At 63.8% G+C, this 16936-nt stretch carries 10 protein-coding genes and 2 pseudogenes; 7 read left to right on the forward strand and 5 right to left on the reverse strand.

Going from position 1 to position 16936, the window contains the following annotated elements; translation table 11 throughout:
- Positions 1-10: 10 nt before the first annotated feature.
- The 3 genes and pseudogenes from ACIQ17_RS08590 to ACIQ17_RS08600 all read right to left on the reverse strand — a co-directional run bounded on the left by ACIQ17_RS08590 (position 11) and on the right by ACIQ17_RS08600 (position 2601).
- On the reverse strand, positions 11-991 hold the full coding sequence (locus ACIQ17_RS08590; RefSeq protein ID WP_398467425.1) for an FAD binding domain-containing protein: 981 nt from the start codon (positions 989-991) through the stop codon (positions 11-13).
- A 2-nt stretch (positions 992-993) separates the two neighbouring features.
- Positions 994-1643: pseudogene (locus ACIQ17_RS08595) on the reverse strand (2Fe-2S iron-sulfur cluster-binding protein).
- A gap of 76 nt (positions 1644-1719) precedes the next feature.
- On the reverse strand, positions 1720-2601 hold the full coding sequence (locus tag ACIQ17_RS08600; RefSeq protein WP_398467427.1) for a helix-turn-helix domain-containing protein: 882 nt from the start codon (positions 2599-2601) through the stop codon (positions 1720-1722).
- Between the two features lie 301 nt (positions 2602-2902).
- Between ACIQ17_RS08600 and ACIQ17_RS08605 the strand changes: the two genes are divergently transcribed.
- Together ACIQ17_RS08605 and ACIQ17_RS08610 are read left to right on the forward strand one after the other, a co-directional pair.
- Positions 2903-4483 carry a Do family serine endopeptidase gene (locus ACIQ17_RS08605; RefSeq protein WP_398467429.1) on the forward strand — a complete coding sequence of 527 codons (1581 nt, stop codon included), beginning with the start codon at positions 2903-2905 and terminating at the stop codon, positions 4481-4483.
- A gap of 222 nt (positions 4484-4705) precedes the next feature.
- Positions 4706-5446 (forward strand): response regulator transcription factor, encoded by a 741-nt coding sequence (locus ACIQ17_RS08610; protein WP_398467431.1) that lies wholly within the window; start codon positions 4706-4708, stop codon positions 5444-5446.
- Positions 5447-5505: 59 nt separating this feature from the next.
- Here ACIQ17_RS08610 and ACIQ17_RS08615 read toward each other — a convergent pair.
- Positions 5506-6326 (reverse strand): annotated as a pseudogene (locus tag ACIQ17_RS08615) (alpha/beta fold hydrolase).
- A 47-nt stretch (positions 6327-6373) separates the two neighbouring features.
- Positions 6374-7117, reverse strand: a complete 744-nt coding sequence (locus ACIQ17_RS08620; protein ID WP_398467433.1) for an SDR family oxidoreductase — start codon at positions 7115-7117, stop codon at positions 6374-6376.
- 144 nt (positions 7118-7261) lie between these two features.
- On the opposite strand from ACIQ17_RS08620, the gene ACIQ17_RS08625 reads away from it, so the two are divergent.
- The 5 genes from ACIQ17_RS08625 to ACIQ17_RS08645 all read left to right on the forward strand — a co-directional run.
- A complete protein-coding gene (locus tag ACIQ17_RS08625) occupies positions 7262-8827 on the forward strand; it encodes a winged helix-turn-helix domain-containing tetratricopeptide repeat protein (protein ID WP_398467435.1) in 1566 nt (521 codons plus the stop codon).
- Between the two features lie 96 nt (positions 8828-8923).
- Positions 8924-10357, forward strand: a complete 1434-nt coding sequence (locus tag ACIQ17_RS08630; RefSeq protein WP_398467437.1) for a sensor histidine kinase — start codon at positions 8924-8926, stop codon at positions 10355-10357.
- Between the two features lie 2 nt (positions 10358-10359).
- On the forward strand, positions 10360-13326 hold the full coding sequence (locus ACIQ17_RS08635; RefSeq protein ID WP_398467439.1) for a bifunctional [glutamine synthetase] adenylyltransferase/[glutamine synthetase]-adenylyl-L-tyrosine phosphorylase: 2967 nt from the start codon (positions 10360-10362) through the stop codon (positions 13324-13326).
- 162 nt (positions 13327-13488) lie between these two features.
- Positions 13489-14496 (forward strand): hypothetical protein, encoded by a 1008-nt coding sequence (locus ACIQ17_RS08640; protein WP_398467441.1) that lies wholly within the window; start codon positions 13489-13491, stop codon positions 14494-14496.
- Between the two features lie 226 nt (positions 14497-14722).
- Positions 14723-16936, forward strand: a 2214-nt coding sequence (locus ACIQ17_RS08645) for a TonB-dependent receptor (RefSeq protein ID WP_398467443.1), incomplete at its 3' end; no start/stop codon positions are given.

The raw sequence follows: 16936 nt of genomic DNA on the forward strand, positions 1-16936 counted from the left end.
TCTGCTCCCTCTAGGTCGCTGCGATCGCGAGCGTCTGGCGCAAGGTCCGTCTGGCGAGTTCGAGCTTGAAAGCCGCGCTGCCTTCGGTCCGCGCCTCCGCAAGCGCACGTTCGGCGGCGGCGGAGAATGTCGCGGGTTCGGCTTTCCCGTTGCGCAGCATCTGTTCGGTTGCTTCCGCGCGCCATGGCCGCGGCGCCAGTCCGCCGAAAGCAACGCGCGACGAGGCAACGCGACCATTGCGCTGTTCGACGATGGCGGCGACCGAGACGAGCGCAAATGCATAGGACGCGCGATCGCGGACCTTGCGATAGACCTGCTTGCCGCGCGGTGGCGGAGGCAGGTGGACTGCGACGATCATTTCGCCCGGCGTGAGCGATGTCTCGATCTGCGGGGTGGTGCCGGGCAGGCGATACAGGTCGCCGATTCCCAGTTTTCGCGTCTGGCCCGTGGCATTGGTGGTCTCGATCTGTGCGCCAAGCGCCGTCATCGCCACCGCCATGTCGGAGGGATGCACGGCGATGCATGACGTGCTGGTGCCTAGAATGGCATTGGCGCGATTGAAGCCGCCGATGGCTGCGCAGCCGGAGCCGGGCACGCGTTTATTGCAGGGCGTGTGTGTGTTGTAAAAATAAGCACAGCGCGTTCGTTGCAGCAGATTGCCGCCAACCGATGCCTTGTTGCGCAATTGCCCGGATGCACCGGCGAGCAGCGCCTGGGTCAGTAGCGGGAAATGCGTGCGCACATGCGGATGCACTGCAAGATCGCTGTTGGTCACCTGCGCGCCGATCCGCATGCTGCTATCGGGCTGTGTTTCGATCTCGTTCAGCGGCAGCCGGCTGATATCGACGAGATGCGTGGGACGCTCGATGCCGAGCTTCATCAGGTCGAGCAGATTGGTGCCGCCAGCGATGAATTTCGCATTGGGGTGCTTGCTGACCGACGCGATGGCTTCGGTGACACTGGTGGCGCGTTCATAGGTGAAGGGCTGCATGGTCAGGCCTTCTCGGCTGCGTCGCGGATGGCGGCGACGATGTTGGGATAGGCGGAGCAGCGACAGATGTTGCCGCTCATGCGTTCGCGGATTTCGTCGTCGGTGAGGGGAGCCCTTGGCGCTGCGACATCGGTCGTCACATGGCTGGGCCAGCCGGCCCGGGCTTCCTGCAGCATGCCGACAGCGGAGCAGATCTGGCCGGCGTGCAGTAGCCGCATTGAAAGCCGTCGCGCTCGATGAAAGCCGCCTGTATCGGATGCAGGTCGTCACCCCTGGCGAGGCCTTCGATGGTGGTGACGTCGTCACCCTGATGCATCACCGCGAGCGACAGGCAGGCATTGATGCGCCGGCCATTGACCAGCACCGTGCAGGCGCCACACTGGCCGTGATCGCAGCCCTTCTTCGAGCCGGTAAGGCCGAGATGCTCACGTAGCGCATCGAGCAGCGTGGTCCGCGTATCGAGACGCAGCGCGGTCGCTTTGCCGTTGATGGTGAGATCGAAGGCGACGGGCTCGGTGGCCGTGAGAGATGCGGCTCCGGTTGCCGCCGGTGCCGCCTCCGCGAGGCGGCTCGTCATCACGAGTGCAACGGCGGAACTACGTTCCAGCACCTGCCGTCGTGTCGGCAGAAAGGGATTGCTTGCGCCGTCCATCGCACACTCCGTTTCGTGGGTGCGTTGGATGTGCCTCGCTCAGCGGGAAACGTCTTCCACGATTCCGGGGCGGATATCAGGATTCCGGAATCGCGCGTGCGAATGCCGCAGGTGTGATGCCGCGCAGCCGCTTGAAGGTGCCGGAGAAGTGGCTCTGGCTGCAGAACCCTGTCCGCGCCGCCACGCTCGCGATCGGCATCTCGCCGGCGCGTAAAATCATCTCGGCGCGGCGGACGCGCTGCTCGAGAATGAACGCATAGGGCGCAAGGCCGGTGGTGGCCTTGAAGCGGCGTGCGAACGTATCGACGGGCAGCCGGGCGACATCGGCGAGTTGCTGCAGTGAGATGTCGGCGGCGAGATGAGCATCGATGAATTCCTCCAGCCTGCGAAGTACCGCGCCGCTGAGCTGGCCATAGGTTTTCGACTTCGTCTTGCGGCGGTCGAGCTGTGCGATCCGATGCAGGATGAAGCCGGTGAGGTGCTCGACATAACCGCTGTCGAATTCGATCCCGGCCGCATGATCTTCCTGAAAGGCCTGCAGCGCGGTGGCGATGGCGGCGTCGCGCTGATTGAGCAAGGTCGGGAGCGTTTCGTTGCGAATGCCGAGGCGGGCCGTGAATTCCGGATCGATCCAGAGCGCCGTATAGACCAGATCGGCGTCGCGGTAGTTGCCTTCACGGACGACATTGGCCGGAACGAAAGACAGCGAGCCCGGCCGATCCATGCCGCGATATCTGGTCTCGCCGGCGCAATTGATCGACGTCCGCGATGTGCCGCCCTGGCGCGTCAGGATGACGACATGGGCGGGTGCCGACCATGTCACGTCGGCTTCCATGCATGTCCAGCGCCGGTGATCGAGGATCACGCGGTTGTCGAGCCAGCCGCGCGATGCGGTGGCATTCGCCATCACGCCTGACGCCTGGATACGACCTTGGCCGAGCAATGGGTCCAATGACATGCTGATCCTGGGTCTTTCGGGAAGCCACTGCCAAAACTCCTACGGGACGGGCAGGGCGGCAAGATGACGGGCTCCGCCGCCGGGACGGATTTCCGCAGATTTCGCGGCGATTCGACCGGTTTTCAGAGCCTCTGACGGTCTTTTCGCGCGTGTCCGCTGCCCCGCGTCATCCCGCCACACCCATCCCCGTCAAATTACAAAAGCTTAATCCCCCTGCCAGCGCGCGGTAAGGTTTGGTCTGCCATCTTCGGATCACACAAGGCGCCTTGCCCCCCGCGCCGTTGTTCTGGAGATTTCTTCGATGTCCGACCGTCCCACCGATTTTTCCTCCCTCCCGTCCTACAAGGCGCCGCGCCGTTCGCTGCTGTCCATGCGCAAATTTGCGCTGATGGCGTCGGTCGTCGCCGGTCTCGGCGTCGCCGCTTACGGCATCTCGCCGTCGAAGGACGGCATCAACTTCACCACCGCCGCCCATGCGCAGGTGGACAAGCAGGTCAAGGCGCAGGCGGCCCAGCCGATGGGCTTTGCCGATATCGTCGAGCGCGTGAAACCTTCTGTGATCTCGGTCAAGGTCAACATGAAGGAGAAGGTGGCGAAGGACGACGACAACAATGACTCGCCGTTCCAGCCGGGCTCGCCGATGGAGCGCTTCTTCAAGCGCTTCGGCGAGAATGGCATGCCGCCGGGCATGCGCGGTGGTCCGCGCGGTGGCCGTGGCCCGGTGAGCGGGCAGGGCTCGGGCTTCTTTATCTCGGCTGACGGCTATGCCGTGACCAACAATCACGTGGTCGATGGCGCCGACAAGGTCGAGGTCAACACCGATGACGGCAAGACCTATTCGGCCAAGGTGATCGGCACCGATCCGCGCACCGATCTGGCCCTGATCAAGGTCGAGGGCCGTACCGACTTCCCGTTCGCCAAGCTTGCCGATGGCAAGCCGCGTATCGGTGACTGGGTGCTGGCGGTCGGCAATCCGTTCGGCCTTGGCGGCACCGTAACCTCCGGCATCGTCTCGGCCTCGGGCCGCGACATCGGCAACGGTCCGTATGACGATTTCATCCAGATCGACGCTGCGGTGAACAAGGGTAATTCCGGCGGTCCGGCTTTCGACGTCTCCGGCGAAGTGATGGGCGTCAACACCGCCATCTATTCGCCCTCGGGCGGCAGTGTCGGCATCGCCTTCTCGATCCCGGCTTCCACCGTGAAGCAGGTGGTCGCGCAGCTGAAGGAGAAGGGCTCGGTTTCGCGTGGCTGGATCGGCGTCCAGATCCAGCCGGTGACCCAGGATATCGCCGACAGTCTCGGCCTGAAGAAGGCGGAAGGCGCATTGGTTGCCGAGCCGCAGTCGGATGGTCCGGCGGCCAAGGCCGGCATCAAGTCGGGTGACGTCATCACCCAGGTGAATGGCCAGCCGGTGAAGGATGCCCGCGAACTCGCCCGCACCATCGGTGGCTTCGCGCCGGGCAATACGGTGAAGCTCAACGTGCTGTCGAAGGGCGAGGACAAGGTTCTGTCCATGACCCTCGGCCAGCTGCCCAACACGGTGGAGGCGAAGGCCGACATCGGCGGTGACAGCGGCAGTTCGGCTCGCGGTGCGGATGTCCCGCGCCTCGGCCTTACGGTCTCGCCGGCGTCGAGCGTTGCCGGTGCCGGCAAGGAAGGTGTCGTCGTCACCGGCGTCGATCCGAAGTCTGCTGCGGCCGAGCGTGGCTTCAAGGAAGGCGACGTCATTCTCGAAGTCGCAGGCAAGAATGTCGCGACGCCGGGTGAAGTGCGCGAGGCCATCGTCGCCGCGCATGCCGACAAGAAGAACAGCGTGCTGATCCGGGTTCGCTCGGGCGGCTCCTCCAAGTTCGTTGCGGTGCCGCTCGCCAAGGGCTGAGCATCGTACTGAGACGGAGAGTGTCGCCGGCATAGTCGCCCCCGCTGACGGCTCTTTCCAGGGAGCGAGCCACAAACTCGCTCCCGCTGTTTCCTTCCTTTGGGCAGTGCCCCCGCCCATCGGAAGGCGTGTGGACGGTGAGGTTTCCCCCAGCCTCACCGTCCATCCCCCATCCAAGGCAAGGGACGTTCCGTCGCCTTGCATGAGAGCGCAGTGCAAGCCATGGTGAGCGAAGTTCAATCGATCCGCAGCGAAGCTGCCCCGCCCAGAGCCGTTCCTGAAATGCGCCTGCTCATCATCGAAGACGACCGCGAATCCGCCGATTACCTGGTCAAGGCGTTTCGTGAGGTCGGCCATGTCGCCGATCACGCCGCCGACGGCGAGGAAGGTTTCGCTCTGGCCGACAGCGGCGACTACGACGTGCTGGTGGTCGATCGCATGTTGCCGAAGCGCGACGGCCTGTCGGTGATCGGCGGCCTGCGCGAGAAGGGCAACCGCACGCCCGCGCTGATCCTGTCCGCGCTTGGCCAGGTCGATGACCGCATCAAGGGCCTGCGTGCCGGCGGCGACGACTATCTGCCAAAACCCTATTCATTTGCCGAACTGCTCGCCCGCGTCGAAGTGCTGTCGCGCCGTCAGGGCGGACCTGCCGAAGACACGACCTATCGCGTCGGCGATCTCGAACTAGACCGCCTGTCGCATGGCGTCACCCGCGGCGGCCAGGAACTGATCCTGCAGCCGCGCGAGTTTCGCCTGCTCGAATATCTGATGAAACATGCAGGGCAGGTGGTCACCCGCACCATGCTGCTGGAAAATGTGTGGGACTATCACTTCGATCCGCAGACCAATGTGATCGACGTCCACATCTCGCGCCTGCGCTCGAAGATCGACAAAGGCTTCGATCGCCCGCTGCTGCACACCATCCGCGGCGCCGGCTACATGGTGCGCGACGGCGTGAAGTGAATTTTTGACGCCGTCATGGCGGGTCTTGTCACGGCCATGACGGCGTTGAGCCTCCGGTCTCAGCTCTTCAGGAACTTCAGCAATTCCGCATTCACCTCGTCCGCATGCGTCGCGGTGATGCCGTGCGGTGCGCCGGGATAATAGACATCCTTGGCGTCCTTGATCATCTTCGCGGACTTAACCGCGGAATCCTTCACCGGAACGATCTGGTCATCCTCGCCATGCAGGACCAGGGTCGGGATGTCGAATTTCTTCAAATCCTCCGTGAAATCGGTCTCCGAAAAGGCCTTCACGCTCTCATAGGCATTCTTCGTGCCGGCCTGCATGCTCCAGAGCCAGAACTGATCGAGCGTGCCTTGCGAGACCTTCGCACCCGGCCGGTTGGCGCCATAAAAGGCGATGGCAGATCCTTGTAATATTGCGAACGGTCACCGGCGACGCCGGCACGGATGCCGTCGAACACCTCCATCGGCAGGCCCTCGGGATTGGCGTCCGTCTTCAGCATGATCGGCGGCACCGCGGCGATCAGCACCGCTTTCTTCACGCGCGCCGTGCCATGGCGTCCGATATAGCGCGCAACTTCGCCGCCGCCGGTGGAATGGCCGACCAGCGTGGCCTCCTTGAGATCAAGCGCCTCGATGACCGCCGCGAGATCGTCGGCATAGCCGTTCATGTCGTTATGATCCGACGCCTGGCTCGAGCGGCCGTGGCCGCGCCGGTCATGGGCGACGACGCGATAGCCATGCTGCGCGAGAAACAGCATCTGCCCATCCCAGGCGTCGGCATTCAGCGGCCAGCCATGGGAGAAGGTGACGACCGGGCCCTTGCCCCAGTCCTTGTAGTAGATGTCCGTGCCGTCCTTTGTGGTGATCGTGCTCATGATCGGAGATCCCTTGTGAGAGCTGCAGGAAGCGACAGTGAGCCGGCTCAGCGTGTGAGCCAGTCAGCGAGCCGTGTCGGCGCGATACGGGCAGCGGCGCCTTGCGGCGTCAGCGATTTGTCGGTGAGTTCGACACCGAAATAGCGCGCATGAACGTCGGCGATCACAGCGCGCTTGTCGCCCTTGCGGGCGAGCAGCTTGCGCGCAAGCCCGTCCAGCGGAAACGGCTCGGGACCTGCGAGTTCGATCGTCGCGTTTTGCGGTGCGCCGACGACCAGTTCGGCAAGGGCCGCGACCACGTCGTCCACCGCGACCGGCTGGATCAATGCGGGTGACAGCCGGATGACGTCACCATCCGCTCCGGACTGGATGATCACATCGAGGAATTCGAAGAACTGGGTGGCCTGGATGATCGTATAGGGCAGGCTGCCAGTCTTGATCAGGTCCTGCTGCACCTTCTTGGCGCGCATATAGCCGTTGTCGCTCATGCCGTCGGTGCCGACCACGGACAGGGCCACATAGTGGCGGACACCGTTGGCCCGGGCGGCGGCGATCAGGTTTTGCGTCGAGGTCTGGAAAAACTCCAGCACGGGGCCATCCTCCCAGGATGGTGCGTTTGACACATCAACGACGACGTCGGCGCCGTTCATGGCTTCCGCCAGCCCCTCGCGTGTGATGGTGTTCACGCCCGATGACGGGGAGGCCGGGACCAACTGGTGGCCCTGAGCCTGCAAAATCCTGACGAGCTTCGACCCGATCTGTCCGGTGCCGCCGATCACGACGATTTTCATCATTTTGCTCCTTTGGCTGCGATGCCTGAACCTGCCGGGAGCATGCCGCGCCAGCGTCCCGAAGGCTTTGCGCGCGGCTTGATTTTCTCTTGAGTTTGCCCCGCCGTATCGTCCAGAAAGGGCCGGACAAGCCCGGGGGATGCTGTGCAATATGAGTTCGACGGCTTCGTTCTCGATCCCGAGCGGCGCGAATTGCGGCGCGGCGGCGAGACGGTGGCCGTCGCTCCGCTGGTCTTCGACCTGCTGTTGCATTTCGTGCGCCATCGGGAGCGCGTGATCAGCAAGGATGATCTGCTCGATGCCGTCTGGGATGGCCGGATCGTGTCGGAATCGACCCTGGCCAGCCACATCAATGCGGTCAGGAAGGCGATCGGCGACAGCGGCATGGAGCAACGGCTGCTCCGGACCATGGCGCGCAAAGGGTTTCGTTTCGTTGGAGACGTGGCGGAGATCACCCCCGTGCAGGCGCCCGCTTTGCTGGCACCGGGTAGCGGTGGAGCCAACCCGGCGCTGCCCGATCGACCGTCGATCGCGGTGCTGCCCTTCCTCAATCTCAGCGGCGATCCGCAGCAGGACTATTTCGTCGACGGCATGGTCGAGGACATCATCCTCGCTTTGTCGCGCAGCCGCTGGCTGTTCGTCATCGCCCGCAATTCGAGCTTCACCTATAAGGGGCGGGCAGTGGATGTGCGGCAGGTCGGGCGCGAACTCGGCGTGCGCTATGTGCTCGAAGGCAGTGTCCGCCGTGCCGCCAATCGTGTGCGCATCACCGGCCAGCTCATCGACACCACATCGGGCATGCATCTGTGGGGCGAGCGGTTCGAAAGCGTGGTCGATGACATTTTCGAACTCCAGGACCAGATCACCGCAAGCGTCGCGGGCGCGATCGCGCCGCAGGTGGAGTTCGCCGAGATCGAGCGCGCCAAGCGCAAACCCACCGAAAGCCTTGACGCCTATGATTACTATCTGCGCGGGTTGACCAGGTTTCATTTGTCGACGCGCGAGGGGCTCGATCAGGCGCTGCCGAAATTCTACAAGGCCATCGAGCTCGATCCCGATTTCGCCGCCGCCTATGGCATGGCCGCCGGATGCTTCTACTGGCGCAAGATGAACCGTTGGCTCGATGACCGCGCGGTCGATGGCGCCGAGGCTGCGCGTCTCTGCGAGCGGGCTGTTGCGCTTGGCCGCAACGATGCGGTTGCGCTGACGCGAGGTGGTCATGCCTGGCCGCATTTCGGCGGCGATCTTCACACCTGCGTCGCCCATGTGGATCGCGCGCTGGTGCTCAATCCCAACCTCTCCACCACCTGGTATCTCGGCGGGTACCAGCGCGTCTCGCTCGGCGAGCATGACGAGGCCATCGCCTATTTCACCCGCGCGATGCGGTTGAGCCCGCGCGATCCCGAGACGTTCCAGATGCATACCGGCATCGCCATGTCGCATCTGTATTCGCTGCGTTTCGATGCCGCGCTCGCATCGCTGCAACAGGCCGCGCAGGAACTGCCAAACATTCTCCGGGTCGCGGCTTTCCAGGCCATGGCGCATGCGCTGGCCGGCGAGATTGACGAGGCCCGCGCGGCGATGGAGCATGTGCGCCGGCTCGATCCGAGCCTCAATCTGCGCAATATCGACGACTGGCTGCTGGTGCGGCGCCCGGAGGATTTCGCGCTGGCCTCGGAAGGTTTGCGGCGTGCCGGGCTGCCGGAATAGGGCGGCGGCAGATTACCAAGACATAATCTTGCGGGCCTGTATGCGGCCGCGTCCGGCTGCTACAACAACACCCGCATATTCATCCAGAGACGTTTCGTGACCGCGCTCGGCAAGTTGTTTCGTACCACCGCATTCCGGCTGACGCTGGTCTATCTGCTGCTGTTTGCGTTCTTCGCCGCGGCATTGCTCGGCTATTTCGCCTGGAATACGAACCGGCTGATCAACGACCAGATCACCACCACGGTGAATGGCGAGATGAGCGAGCTCAGCGAGCTCTATCAGAGCCGCGGGCTGCGCGGCATCGTCTATGCCATCGAGAACCGGGCGCTGCGGCCGGGCGCCAATCTCTATCTCATCACAACGCCAGCCGGGCAGTCAGTAGCGGGCAATGTGTCGTCGCTGGCGCCCGGGGTGCTTGAGAAGACGGGATGGTCCGAAACGCCGTATCGCCGCCTCGATGATCCGGACTCGCCCAACCATCGCGCGCTGGTGAAAGTGGAGTCTTTGTCCAGCGGCTTCCGGCTCCTGATCGGCCACGATCTGGAAGAACGGCGGCGTCTGTTCGACATTGTCGGCGATGCCGCCAAATGGTCGGTGCTGATCGTCTTCGTGCTCGGCCTCGGCGGCGGCATCTTCGTGTCGCGCCGCGTGCTGCGCAAGATCGACGCCATCACCGGCACCACCCAGCGCATCATGGCCGGCGATCTCTCGGGCCGGCTGCCGGTCGGCCGCAGCGGCGACGAGCTCGACCGTCTGGCGGAAAATCTCAACAGGATGCTGGAACGCATCGAGGCGCTCATGAGCGGCCTCAAGGAAGTCTCCGACAATATTGCCCACGATCTGAAGACGCCACTGACGCGGCTGCGCAACCGCGCAGAGGAGGCGCTGGCCCGTGCCAATAACGAAACCGATTACCGGACGGCGCTGGAGAGCACCATCGAGGAATCCGATGGCCTGATCCGGACCTTCAATGCGCTGCTGATGATTGCGCGTGCCGAGTCCGGGCAGGCGCGCGGCAATATGGATGATTTCGATGCGGCCGACGTGGCCCAGGGTATCCATGAGCTCTATGAGCCTGTCGCGGAAGACGCCGAATTGACGCTGAAGGTCGAGACATCAGCCGCGCCGGTCCACGGCAATCGTGAATTGATCAGCCAGGCGCTGGCCAATCTCGTCGAGAACGCCGTCAAATATGGCAAGCCCGTGACAGGTGAGGGCGCGGCAACGCCTGAAATCCTGATCGAGGCCCGCCGCGAGGGCGATCGCGTGCTGCTCAGCGTCTCCGATCACGGCGCGGGCATTCCCGAGGCCGACCGGAAACATGCCGTGCAGCGTTTCGTGCGGCTGGAAGCGAGCCGCACGCTGCCGGGCTCGGGGCTCGGCCTCAGTCTCGCTGCGGCTGTTGCGACTCTGCATGGCGGCGAATTGCGTCTCGATGAAAATGCGCCCGGCCTGCGCGTGACCTTGGTATTACCGGCCGCAGCCGGCGAGGCCCTTGCGGCCCCAAGCGCGAATGTGCCACAGAAGTAGGCATGATTTCAGCCGCAACAGACGAGGGCCAACCGGTGCTGGCCGCGCAATTCGTCAGCGGACCACAGCTGTTCGACACCGCCGAGGCGGAACGCCGATTCGCTGACTGGCTCACGGATATCGCGCCCGATCAGGCCAGCGCCTTGCGGGCCATCGTCGATGAATACCCGCATGCCCGTGCGATCCTGCTCGGCATTGCGGAAGCTTCTCCGTATCTGTTCGATCTGCTCCGCGCCGACGCCGCGCGCGCCTTGCGCGTGCTGAATGGGGACCCCGTCACGGCGCTGCCGGCGCTCATCGCGCGCGCGACCGAACTGGTCGGCGAGGCGTCGAGCGAAGCCGATGTGATGACGGCCTTGCGGCGGATGAAATCCGAAGCCGCGCTGATGATCGCGCTGTGCGATATCGGCGGCGTCTGGCCGGTGATGCAGGTCACGCGCGCGCTGACCGATCTCGCCATCACATCCGTGCAGGCGGCGATCCGCTATCTGCTGACCCAGGAAGCCGGTCGCGGACGCATCCTTCCGCCCGATCCGGCGAAGCCGGAAGAGGGCAGCGGCCTGATCGTCTTCGCGATGGGGAAGATGGGCGCGGGCGAGCTGAACTATTCCAGCGACATCGACCTGATCGTTTATTTCGATCTGGAAGAACATACGCTGGCCGAGGACATCGAGCCGAACACCTTCTTCGTGCGTGTCGCCCAGGGCATGTCGCGGCTGCTGCAGCAGCGCACCGGCGACGGCTATGTGTTCCGTGTCGACCTGCGGCTGCGGCCGGATCCCGCCTCCACGCCGGTGGCGGTGTCGACCGCGTCAGCGCTGTATTACTACGAACGCGAGGGCCGCACGTGGGAGCGCGCGGCGATGATCAAGGCGCTGCCTTGCGCCGGCGATCCCAAGGCTGGCGAGCGCATGCTGGCCGACATCTCGCCTTTCGTCTGGCGCAAGCATCTCGACTTCGCGGCTCTGGCCGATGTCCACGACATGAAGCGCCAGATGCAGACTTATCGCGGCCAGAGCGAGATTTCGGTCGAAGGCCACAATGTCAAGGTCGGCCGCGGCGGCATCCGCGAGATCGAATTTTTCGCGCAGACACAGCAGCTGATCGCCGGCGGCCGTCACCCGGAGCTGCGGGTGCGGCCGACGCTCGAAGCGCTCGGCATTCTCGCGGCGAATAACTGGATCACTGACGAGGTTCGCGACGAACTGACGGTGGCCTATGAATTCCTGCGCCGCGTCGAGCATCGCCTGCAGATGATCGCCGACGAGCAGACCCATGCGCTGCCCGACGATGTCGAGGCTGTGGAACGCTTCGCGCGCTTCTTCGGTTATGAGAACCGCGACGCCTTCGTGCGCGATCTGCTGGCGCATCTCAACTGCGTGCAGGGCCATTACAGCCGCCTGTTCGAAGGCGATGCCACCGACGACACGCATCTGCCGGCCGTCGACTACAAGGCCGGTGCATCCGATCAGCGCCTGCTCGAACATCTCAACAAGCTCGGCTTCCGCAAGCCGGCCATGGTGGCGCAGACCGTGCAGCACTGGATGCTGGACGACGACTATCGTGCGCTGCGGGTCGAGAGCACCCGGCAGGCATTCCTCGATTTCGTCCCGGCGCTGATCGTCGGCCTTGCCGATGCCGAGGAGCCGGACAGTGCGGTGATCGCCTTCGATCGCTTCCTGCAGGCCCTGCAGCGCGGCGGGCGATTGATCTCGCTGCTGAGCCAGAACCGCGATCTGGTCGCGCTGGTCGCGCTCGTGCTTGGCGCTGCGCCACGCCTTGCGGATATGCTGGCACGGCAGCCGCAGCTCGTCGATGGCTTGATCGATCCGCGCTTCTTCGGCGCCATGCCCGATCGCCGCGAATTGTCCTTGCGCCTCGCGGCCACGCTCGAAGACGCCAATTCCTACGAGGAATTCCTCGATCGCCTGCGGCTGTTCGGGCAGGAGAGCCTGTTCCTGATCGGCACGCGCATCCTGTCGGGCACGGTGACGGCGCCACAGGCCAGCACGGCCTTTGCCGATGTGGCGGAAGGCATCGCGCAGACGCTGCATGGTCTCGTGCTCGACCAGTTCGTCGCGCAGCACGGCCGCATCAAGGATCAGGAAACCGCGATCATCGCCATGGGCCGCCTCGGCAGCCGCGAGATGACCGCGGCATCCGATCTCGATCTCATCCTGATCTATGATTTCGATCACGACGCGCCCGATTCCGACGGTGCGCGCTCGCTGCATGGCGCACAATATTTCGCGCGGCTTACGCAGCGCCTGATCAGCGCCTTCACCACGCGCACCAATTACGGTGTGCTGTATGAAGTCGACATGCGGCTGCGGCCGTCCGGTCGATCGGGGCCGCTGGCCTCGCGGATCGATTCTTTCGCCGAATATCAGCAGACTGAAGCCTGGACCTGGGAGCATATGGCGCTCACGCGCGCCCGCGTCATCTCGGCATCGCCGGCTTTCCGCGAAAAGGTCGAGGCCGCCATTCGCGAGGTGCTGACCCGGCCGCGCGAACACGGCATCATCGCCAATGACGTCGCCGAGATGCGGCAGGCGATTGCCGAGGAGAAGGGCGAGGACGATATCTGGGACCTCAAACATGCCGCCGGCGGCATGGTCGATATCGAATTCATCGCGCAATATCTACAGCTCGTTCATGCCGCAGAGAAGCCCGCGATCCTGAGCGTGAGCACGCCGCAGGTGCTGGAGAATGCCGCCAGGCTCGGCGTGCTGAAATCCGAGCATTTCGACGTGCTGCGCCGCGCAGCCCGGCTGTTCAACGATCTCACGCAGATCCTGCGTCTCTGTGTCAGCGAAGGCTTCAAGCCCGAGACTGCAGGTGCGGACCTGTTGCGGCTGCTGGCCCGCGTCAGCAACGAGCCGGATTTCTCTTCGCTGGAAGCCCGTGTCCGCGACATCCAGCAGGACGTGCGGCAGGTGTTCCGCGAGATCGTCGAAGGGCAGGGCTGAGGCGGACGGATTGTCGCAGTCGCGTGAGTTGCGCGCAGTTGCAGCCATTCGCCTGAACGCGAATGGCTGGACCGATTCCAGACTGTTGCCATTGTGTCCTCCATATCGCCTCCGTTACGCAACGCGCTGTTGTCGCGCTCATTGCGAGATCGAGGAGTTGATATGCAGGTTCGAGGTTTTCACGCCGCCATCGTCGCTCTGGCTTTGACGGGCCCATTGGCGTCCGTGACCGTGAAGGCCGAGAGCATCGCGCTCGTCGAGACCTCGCTTCCCGGGGAGAACCAGCGTCCGCAAGGCGTTGTGCTCGGTCCCGACGGCAATATGTGGGTCACCGAAGTCAGCAAGCATCAGATTTTTCGCGTGACGCCCGATGGCAACGCCACCGCATTCCGTGTGCCCGGCGACAAGGTTGGCGTGCTTCAGGGCATCACGGCAGGTCGCGACGGCAATCTCTGGTTCACGTCACGCGAGGAGAACGCCATTCGTCGCATCTCGCCGAAGGGCGAGTTCAACGGCCTGTTCGTCATTCCCTCGCAGGCGACGACACCGACCAAATTCAACACGGGCTCGTGGCCGCGTGGAATCACCGTGGGCCCCGACGGGCAGATCTGGTTTGCCGAGATGGCGGCGAACAAGATCGGACGCATCACGCTGACCGGCGAGATCAAGGAGTTCGATATTCCCACAGAAAACGCGCAGGCCTATGGCGTGGTGTCGGGGCCGGACGGCAATCTGTGGTTCACCGAAAGCAATGTGGGAAAGATCGGCCGGCTCGACATCAAGACCGGCAAGATCACCGAATTTGCGCTCGGCAATCCGCAGTCGCGACCGCGTGACATCACTGTCGGGCCGGATGGCCATCTCTGGTTTTCGCTGAACGGATCGGATCACATCGGCCGCATCTCGATGAGCGGCGAGATCAGGGAATTCCCGCTGCCGGCCGATACCAAGCCGATCGGGATCGCTGCAGGCGGCGATGGCAATGTGTGGTTCACCGCCTTCAAGTCGCACAAGATCGGACGCATCACACCGACAGGCGACGTGTCGTTCTTCGACTTGAAGACGCCGAATGCGCAGCCCTTCGGCATGACGGCAGGGCCGAACGGCATGATCTGGTTTACATCGCAGGCCAATCAGGTCGGACAGGTCCAGGGATCGGCGAAGCGCTGACGCATATCGGTCGCGCGATTGAACGCCTGCAATCGTGCGGCGAGTTGCGTGCAACGTGCTGCGCGATCGTCGGCGCGAATAGTTAGATAGAATCTAGCCGCGCCACAATTGTGACCGCACCGTGTCATCCTGTAAGGCGCCCTTGTTATCGGCTGACGGAATTCAGCCGGAGAATTGGGGCGCTACTAAAATGACCTGCGGGACGACACTTCACACGAGAACACTGATGGCTGCAGCGAGCGCGACAGCGCTGCTGCTTGGCGGCGATGCCGTGGCGCAGACGCCGCGCGAGCTGCCCGCGGTCGAAGTGCATGCGCCGAAGCCGCGTGCCGCGCGCCGTGCCGTGCCGCGCCAGACTGTTACCCGTGCGCCGCAGGCTGCACCCCGCGTCGTTGCCCCACGTGCGCCGACGACGCCGCCGACCGGCACGATGGGCAATCTGCCGGCCGCCTATGCGGGCGGGCAGGTCGCATCCGGCAGCCAGGTTGGCCTGCTCGGCAATCGCGGCGTCATGGACACGCCGTTCAATCAGACCAGCTATACGGCGCAGACCATCCAGGATCAGCAGGCGCGCAAGCTTGACGACGTCTTCGCGAATGATCCGTCGGTACGGATCACGGTGCCGCGTGTGAGCGGCTTCGATCAGCTGAACATTCGTGGCTTCAGCGTATCGAGCACGGGTTACGGAATAAATGGTTTGTATGGCATCGCCTCGGCGTTCTCGCTGTCGTCGCTCGGTGCGATCGAACGCGTCGAGGTCCTGAAGGGACCATCCGCGCTGCTTAACGGCATGCCGCCGAGCGGTGGTGGCGTCGGCGGCAGCGTCAATCTGGTGACCAAGCGGGCCGGGGATGTTCCGATCGCTCAGATCACCAACACCTATGCGTCGCAGTCGCAGTTTGGCACGCATATCGATGTCGGCCAGCGTTTCGGGGAGTTCAAGGAATTCGGCGTTCGCTTCAATGGCAGCTACAAGGACGGTGCCACCGAGCTTGCCAATCAAAACCAGGAAGTCGGCAATGCTTTCGTTGGCCTGGACTATCGCGGCGAACGCGTGCGCGTATCAGCCGATTTCGGTTACGACAGGCACAATGCGACGGCGATGACGCGCTTCGTCGATCTCGGCAATCTCACGGCATTGCCGGCGCCCCCTGATGCCCGCGCGAATTACATGCCGAACTGGGGCTTCTGGCAGTCGGAGTCGCGCTACGCCATCGTGCAGGGTGAAGTCGACATCACCGAGAACCTGACGGCCTACGCGCAGGCCGGTATCAGCACCAGCAATACGCGCTATCTCTATTCCGATATCCGGATGGACAGCCTGAACGGCAATTTCAACGGCACGCCACGGCGCAACAACCAGGCGCATGAGCGCACCGCAGCTCAGGCCGGCTTCCGCGCCAATGTCGATACCGGGCCGGTCAACCACGCGATCAATTTCAACGTGGCGGCGTCGGAAGCCGATACGGGCATCCTGAATACATCAGGGGCATTGTTCCGCTCTAATCTTTACAACCCGACGCAAAGCGCGGTCCCGAATGTCGAGGTCGGCGCGCCGCGCACCACCGGCATCTCGCGGCTGTCGAGCTTCGGCGTGGCGGACACGATGTCGATCCTGAACAACCGCGTCCAGTTCACCGCCGGCGTGCGGCATCAATATGTGGAGTCGGAATCCTTCGCGATGGGGACGGGCACGCGAACCGGCGGCTATGACACGGCGGCGACGACGCCCGCCTTCGCATTGGTGGTGAAGCCGCTGGAGAACGTCTCGCTCTATGGCAACTATATCGAGGCATTCGAGCCGGGCTCGGTGGTGGGCGAAAGCTTTGCCAATGCCGGGCAGGTGCTGCCGCCCTATCGCTCGAAGCAGAAGGAAGTCGGAATCAAGGTCGACTGGGGCCGTATCACCACCACGATGAGCGCCTTCGATATCATGCGCCCGTTCCAGATCGTCGATCGCACCACCAATACCGTCTCGCAGGGCGGCGCGAGCCGCAATCGCGGCGTCGAGTTCAACGCCTTTGGCGAGGTGACGGAAGGGCTGCGTTTGCTCGGGGGCTTCATGTTCATCGATGCACGGCAGGAAACCACGCAGAACGGCGTTTATGACGGCCTGCGGACATTCAACGTGCCCGATACGCAGGTGAATATCGGAGGCGAATGGGATGTGCCGTTCCTGCGCGGGCTGACGTTGACTGGCCGGGCCATTCACACCGGCGCCTATTACACCGATCAGGCCAACCGCGTGGCGGGTGCAAGCTGGACGCGTTATGATGCGGGCGCGCGCTATACATTCGCATCGCCGTGGAACGCGAAGCCGGTGGTGGTGCGGTTCTCGGTGGAGAACGTGCTCGACAGCAATTACTGGCAGGCTGCGACCAATGACGGCTATGTGATCCTCGGTGCGCCGCGCACCTATCTGGTATCGACGACGTTCAAC

Origin of the sequence: Tardiphaga sp., assembly GCF_044340795.1 — a bacterium.
Taxonomy (GTDB): Bacteria; Pseudomonadota; Alphaproteobacteria; order Rhizobiales; family Xanthobacteraceae; genus Tardiphaga.

Coding starts and splice junctions, on each gene's coding strand:
- ACIQ17_RS08590 (WP_398467425.1), bottom strand. CDS start 991: ATGCAGCCCTTCACCTATGAACGCGCCACCAGTGTCACCGAAGCCATC.
- ACIQ17_RS08600 (WP_398467427.1), bottom strand. CDS start 2,601: ATGTCATTGGACCCATTGCTCGGCCAAGGTCGTATCCAGGCGTCAGGC.
- ACIQ17_RS08605 (WP_398467429.1), top strand. CDS start 2,903: ATGTCCGACCGTCCCACCGATTTTTCCTCCCTCCCGTCCTACAAGGCG.
- ACIQ17_RS08610 (WP_398467431.1), top strand. CDS start 4,706: ATGGTGAGCGAAGTTCAATCGATCCGCAGCGAAGCTGCCCCGCCCAGA.
- ACIQ17_RS08620 (WP_398467433.1), bottom strand. CDS start 7,117: ATGAAAATCGTCGTGATCGGCGGCACCGGACAGATCGGGTCGAAGCTC.
- ACIQ17_RS08635 (WP_398467439.1), top strand. CDS start 10,360: ATGATTTCAGCCGCAACAGACGAGGGCCAACCGGTGCTGGCCGCGCAA.
- ACIQ17_RS08640 (WP_398467441.1), top strand. CDS start 13,489: ATGCAGGTTCGAGGTTTTCACGCCGCCATCGTCGCTCTGGCTTTGACG.